This window comes from Rothia santali (genome assembly GCF_024199905.1).
Classification (GTDB): domain Bacteria; phylum Actinomycetota; class Actinomycetes; order Actinomycetales; family Micrococcaceae; genus Rothia; species Rothia santali.
Window position 1 is genome coordinate 213,719 of sequence record NZ_JANAFB010000001.1, and the last position, 6,913, is coordinate 220,631.

Here is a 6,913-nt window from a genome sequence, read left to right on the forward strand (position 1 = left end):
CGAATACCATCGTCGCCTGAAACAGGTACCCTCGTCTTTTCCTCATGGTCCACCCGTCGCTTCGCGCGAGCGAACCTTGGTGTTGCCTGAATGCCATGATAATTTTTTCACGGTGCGGTCTGACAAGGCATGATGTCTATCGGCCGCATTTTTGTGAGAAATAAATCCTGGTATTTTGTCGATGATTTTATTGGTGCGTGACGGGTGAATCCTCTTTTCAATGTCGAAGGGAAGACCAACAAGAGGGCCTCGGCCAAAAGGTGGCTGGCCATCTCCACGGCGTCGTTCCTGCTGTGGTCCGGACTGGCGGTCTCGACGGCTCCCGCGGCGTACGCGGCGCGCGTCGCGGGCGCGGTTGCCTCCGGCGGTGGATACACCCAGCAGTTCACACAGACCGACGCGCAGACGGTGAACGCCACGACGTCCGTGAGCGGCCCCACCGTGCGAGCCTCGCAGACCACCGCGACCTTCCCCGCAAAGAGCGGGAGCCAGTCGATGTACTCGGAGACCATTCCCGCGGGCACCTCGATGCCGCAGCTGCTCACCCCGTCGGTCAACTGCAGGTTCGCCGCGAACACGACGACGGTCTGCCCCAACCTGGGCACCATCACCCTCACCTTCGACAAGCCCGTCGACAACCCCGTGATCCACGTGGCGGGCATGGGCGCCGGCGAGGGCAGCGCCACCGCCAGCGTGTCCTACGCCGTGGCCGCCGAGCTCACGACCGCCGGACTCTCCCTCACCTCCCTCAGCGGCACCAACCTCGCGGTCGAGAACGGGCGCACGATCCGCCCGCAGTCCTCCCGTCCCACGCCGGCGTGCAACTCGGCGAGCGGACAGTTCCAGAACAACGGCACCGCCGGCTGCGGCAGCGTCCGAGTCAACGGCCAGGGCATCACCACCCTGACCTTCAACCTCTCCATCCGGGGCAACAACAACTCCTCGCAGGCCATCACGCCGACGGCTCAGGGCAACGGCGACGAGTGGACCATGTTCGCGACCCTGCCGGACGTTCCCCTCCCCACCGCGGTCCCGGACCGGACCACCACCGGCCGGAACACCCCGGTGACTCAGGACGTTCAGGGCAACGACTCGGCCCCCACCGGGTACAGCGTGGACCGCGCGCGGCTGCGCCTGCAGGCGCCCGCGGGCGGCTCCGCGGAGAGCGACGGGCGGCGGGCCGACCTGCCCGGCGTCGGCTCCTGGCGCGTCAACAGCGCCAACAACGTGGTCTTCACGCCGGTCTCCTCCTTCGTGGGAACGACGCCGGCCCTGCCGTACCAGATCACCGACACCAACGGCAGCACCGCGCGCTCGACCCTCACGGTCACCGTCGAGAACACCCCCTCCCCGGTGGCGCGCCCCGACACGGCGACCACCGAACGCGGCGACGCCGTGGACATCAACGTCCTCGGCAACGACTCTCCCGGCCAGGGTGGGCCCGCGCTGGACCCCACAAGCGTCCAGCTGACGCCGGGCCGCAGCAGCGGCACGGTCTCCAACGGGGGCAAGCGGCTCTCCGTCCCGGGCGAGGGCACCTACGACGTCCAGGACAACGGCCGGGTGCGCTTCACCCCCAACAGCTACTTCGTCGGACAGGCGGCGCAGATCGGGTACAGCGTCGCGGACCAGTTCGGCAACCGCGGCGAGTCGACGCTCGACGTGACGGTCGAGGCCGTCGACCCGATCCTGGAGGCCGACACCGCCAGGACGCGGCAGAACCAGGACGTGAACATCGACGTGCTGGCCAACGACTCGCCCGCCGAGACCGGCATCCCGCTGAACCCCTCGAGCGTCCAGCTCTCGCCGGGGGAGTCGGACGGCATCGTGTCCGGCGACGGCAACAAGCGACTGACGGTCGAGGGCGAGGGCATCTACGAGGTCCTCGCCGACGGCCGGGTGCACTTCACCCCCGCCCGCGACTTCAGCGGGACGACGACGCCGGTGGGCTACAGCGTCGCGGACCGGTCCGGGAACCGCAGCGAGTCGCGGATCACCGTGGTGGTGGATCCGTTCTCCCCCGTGGTGGAGCCGGACGCCGCGAGCACCGACCAGGGCGAGGCGGTCGACGTCGACGTGCTGGGCAACGACTCGCCGGAGCAGGGCGGACCCGCCCTCGACGCCGGCAGCGTGCAGCTGAGCCCGGGCACCTCGGGCGGCACGGTCTCTGAAGACGGCAAGCGGCTCGTCGTGCCGGGCCAGGGCGCCTACGAGGTGCTCGCCGACGGACGGGTGCGCTTCACCCCGGAGGGGAGCTTCAGCGGTCAGGCCTCCCCGGTCGGGTACAGCGTCGCCGACGGCTTCGGGAATCGCTCCGAGTCGTCGATCACCGTGACGGTCAACCCGTTCAGCCCCGCGGCGGCGGACGACTCCGCGACGACCGAGCAGGGTGAGCCCGTCGACCTCGAGGTGCTCGGCAACGACGCGCCCGGCGAGGGCGGCCCGGCGCTCGACCCCGCGAGCGTCCGCCTGCTCGCCCGGGACTCGGGCGGCACGGTCTCCGGGGACGGCCGGCGCCTGGCCCTCTCCGGCCAGGGCGTCTACGAGGTGCTCGACGGCGGCCGGATCCGCTTCACCCCCGAGGGCAGCTTCAGCGGCGACGTCGCTCCGGTGGGATACAGCGTGGCCGACGGCTTCGGCAACCGCGCCGAGGCGACCGTCTCGGTGACGGTCAACGTCTTCACCCCCTCGGCGGAGCCCGACCGCGGGACGACCCGCCAGGGCGAGGCCACCGAGGTGGACGTGCTGGGCAACGACTCGCCGGGCGAGGGCGGCCCCGCGCTGGATCCCGCCAGCGTGCAGCTGCAGCCGGGCGAGTCCGGGGGCACGGTCTCGGAGGGCGGCAAGCGGCTCGTCGTGCCCGGTCAGGGCGTCTACGAAGTGCTCGAGAGCGGCCGGGTCCGGTTCACGCCGGAGGGCAGCTTCAGCGGCGAGGCGGCGCCGGTCGGATACAGCGTCGCGGACCGCTTCGGCAACCGCGGCCAGTCGACGCTCACCGTGACGGTGGAGACCTTCTCCCCGAGCATCGAGGCCGACGAGGCCACGACCCGCCAGGGCGAGGCCACCGAGATCGACGTGCTGGGCAACGACTCGCCCGGCGAGGGCGGCCCCGCGCTGGATCCCGCCAGCGTGCGCCTGCTCGCCGGGGAGTCCGGCGGCGAGCTGTCCGAGGACGGCCGGCGCCTGACGGTGCCCGGTCAGGGCGTCTACGAGGTGCTCGAGAGCGGCCGGGTCCGGTTCACCCCGGAGGGAAGCTTCAGCGGCGAGGCGGCGCCGGTCCGGTACAGCGTGGCCGATGAGTTCGGAAACCGCGGCGAGTCGTCGATCAGCGTGACGGTCGCGGCGTTCGCTCCCGAGATCAACCCCGACACCGCGCTCACGGACCAGGGCGAGGCGACGGAGATCGACGTGCTCGGCAACGACTCGCCGGCCGACGGCGGCCCCGCGCTCGTCCCGTCCAGCGTCGAGCTGCGGCCGGCCGGGTCCGGCGGCACGGTCTCCGAGAGCGGTAAGCGCCTGACGGTCGAGGGCGAGGGCGTCTACGAGGTGCTCGACGACGGCCGGATCCGCTTCACCCCGGAGGGGAACTTCAGCGGGCCGACCACGCCGGTCGGGTACAGCGTCGCGGACGAGTTCGGAAACCGCGGCGAGTCGTCGATCTCCGTGAACGTCAACGTCTTCTCCCCGGCGGCCGCGGACGACGCGGCCACCACCCGCCAGGGCGAGCCCGTCGACGTCGAGGTCCTGGAGAACGACTCTCCCGCCGAGGGCGGCCCCGGACTGAACCCCGCTTCGGTGCGGCTCGTCGTGGGCCAGTCGGGCGGCGAGCTGTCCGAGGACGGCCGGCGCCTGACCGTGCAGGGCGAGGGCTCCTACGAGGTGCTCGACGACGGCCGGATCCGCTTCACCCCGGAGGGGAGCTTCAGCGGCGAGGCTGCCCCGGTGCGGTACAGCGTGGCCGATCGCTTCGGCAATCGCGCCGAGGCGGCGCTCGCGGTGACCGTCGACAGCTTCAGCCCGACGGCGGAAGCCGACACGGCGTCGACCCGTCAGGGTGAGGCCGTGGAGATCGGCGTCCTCGACAACGACGACCCCGCGGAGGACGGCCCCGCGCTCGATCCCTCCAGCGTCGAGCTGCTGGCCGGGGAATCCGGCGGTACGGTCTCCGAGGGCGGCAAGCGCCTGACGGTCGAGGGCGAGGGCGTCTACGAGGTGCTCGACGACGGCCAGGTGCGGTTCACCCCGGAGGGCGGCTTCAGCGGCGAGGCGGCCCCGGTGCGCTACAGCGTGGCCGATAGTTTCGGGAACCGCGCCGAGTCGTCGATCACCGTGACGGTCGAGGCGTTCGCCCCGAGCGCGCAGGCCGACCTGGCCGTCACCGATCAGGGTGAGCCGGTGGAGATCGACGTGCTGGGCAACGACTCTCCCGGCGAGGGTGGCCCCGCACTGGACCTCTCCAGCGTGCGGCTGCTCGCCGGTGATTCCGATGGTGAGCTGTCCGAGGACGGGCGGCGCCTGACGGTGCCCGGCCAGGGCGTCTTCGAGGTGCTCGACGACGGCCGCATCCGCTTCACCCCGGAGGGGAGCTTCAGCGGCGACGTCGCCCCGGTGCGCTACAGCGTGGCGGACGGCTTCGGGAACCGCGCCGAGTCGTCGATCTCCGTCACCGTCAACACCTTCAGCCCCTCGATCAACCCCGACACCGCGATCACCGACCAGGGTGAGCCGGTGGAGATCGACGTGCTGGGCAACGACTCTCCCGGTGAGGGTGGCCCCGCGCTGGATCCCGCCAGCGTGCGGCTGCTGGCGGGCGGCTCCGGCGGTGAGCTGTCCGAGGACGGCCGGCGCCTGACCGTGGCGGGCGAGGGCGGCTACGAGGTGCTCGACGACGGCCGCATCCGCTTCACCCCGGAGGGTAACTTCAGCGGCGAGGCGGCTCCCATCCGGTACACGGTGGCGGATGAGTTCGGAAATCGTGGCGAGTCGTCGGTGTCCGTCACGGTCAACACCTTCACCCCCGAGATCGCGGACGACTCGGCGTCGACCCCGCAGGGCGAGGCCGTGGAGATCGACGTCCTCGGCAACGACTCCGGGGCCGCGGACGGACCTGATCTGGACCCCTCGACCGTGCGTCTGGTCGTGGGGGGCTCCGGTGGCGAGCTGTCCGAGGACGGGCGGCGCCTGACGGTGCCCGGTCAGGGTTCCTACGAGGTGCTCGACGACGGCCGGATCCGCTTCACCCCGGAGGATGGCTTCAGCGGCGAGGCGGCTCCGGTGCGGTACAGCGTGGCCGATGAGTTCGGCAACCGCGGCGAGGCGGCCCTGTCCGTGACGGTGACGGCCTTCTCGCCGGTAGCGAGGGTCGATACCGCGATCATCCAGCAGGGTGAGACGGCGACGGTCGACGTCCTGCTCAACGACTCACCCGGTGATGGCGGGCCCGCGCTGGATCCCGCCACGATCCGGCTGCAGCCCCGTGAGTCCGGGGGGACGGTCTCGGAGGACGGCAGGCGCCTGACGGTCGAAGGACAGGGAGTCTACGAAGTCCTCGACAATGGCCAGGTGCGCTTCGTCCCCGAGAGCGGATTCAGCGGCAGTGCCAGCCCCATCGGGTACAGCGTCGCCGATGGTTTCGGCAACAGTGCCCAGTCGGTCATTTCGGTGACCGTCAACGTCCTCCAGCCGGACGTGGTGGCCGACGACGCCACGACCCCGCAGGGTGAGCCCGTGCAGATCGTGGTGCTCGACAACGATTCGCCGGCCGAAGGCGGGCCGGACCTGGACCCGAGCAGCGTGGTGCTGCTTCCGGGCGAGTCTGCGGGCGTCATCAGCGATCGAGGCAAGACCCTGACGGTCGATGGCGAAGGAACTTTCGAGGTTCCCAGCAACAACGGTAGGGTCCTGTTCACCCCGAGAGCCTCCTTCAGTGGGACGACGACTCCGATCGCCTACAGCGTCGCCGATGAGTTCGGGAACCGGGGCGAGGCTGCGATTTTGGTTGACATCGAACCTTCTGACGAACCGGGGGATCCGGAGCCGACGGAATCTGGTGATCCGGAGCCGACGGAATCTGGCGATCCCGAGCCGACCGAATCCGGTGACCCCGAGCCGACCGAATCTGGCGATCCGGAGCCCACGGAATCCGGTGACCCGGAGCCGACCGAATCCGGTGATCCGGAACCGACGGAGTCTGGTGATCCGGAGCCCACGGAATCTGGCGACCCCGAGCCGACGGAATCCGGTGACCCGGAGCCGACCGAGCCTGGCGATCCTGAGCCCACGGAATCTGGTGACCCGGAGCCGACCGAGCCTGGCGATCCCGAGCCGACAGAATCTGGTGATCCTGAGCCGACCGAGTCCGGTGATCCTGAGCCGACCGAATCTGGCGACCCTGAGCCGACCGAGCCTGGCGATCCGGAGCCCACGGAATCTGGTGACCCTGAGCCGACCGAGCCTGGCGATCCGGAGCCGACCGAATCCGGTGACCCCGAGCCGACCGAGCCTGGCGATCCGGAGCCCACGGAATCCGGTGACCCGGAGCCGACCGAATCCGGTGATCCGGAACCGACGGAGTCTGGTGATCCGGAGCCCACGGAATCTGGCGATCCCGAGCCGACCGAATCCGGTGATCCGGAACCGACGGAGTCTGGTGATCCGGAGCCCACGGAATCTGGCGACCCCGAGCCGACGGAATCCGGTGACCCGGAGCCGACCGAGCCTGGCGATCCGGAGCCCACGGAATCTGGTGACCCTGAGCCGACCGAGCCTGGCGATCCCGAGCCGACGGAATCTGGTGATCCTGAGCCGACCGAGTCCGGTGATCCTGAGCCGACCGAATCTGGCGACCCTGAGCCGACCGAGCCTGGCGATCCGGAGCCCACGGAATCTGGTGACCCTGAGCCGACCGAGCCTG

1 protein-coding gene is annotated in these 6,913 nt (G+C 70.5%); it reads left to right on the forward strand.

Going from position 1 to position 6,913, the window contains the following annotated elements; genetic code table 11:
- Nucleotides 1-204: 204 nt before the first annotated feature.
- A partial coding sequence (locus NBM05_RS00980; RefSeq protein WP_254164374.1) for an Ig-like domain-containing protein occupies nucleotides 205-6,913 on the forward strand: 6,709 nt, incomplete at its 3' end.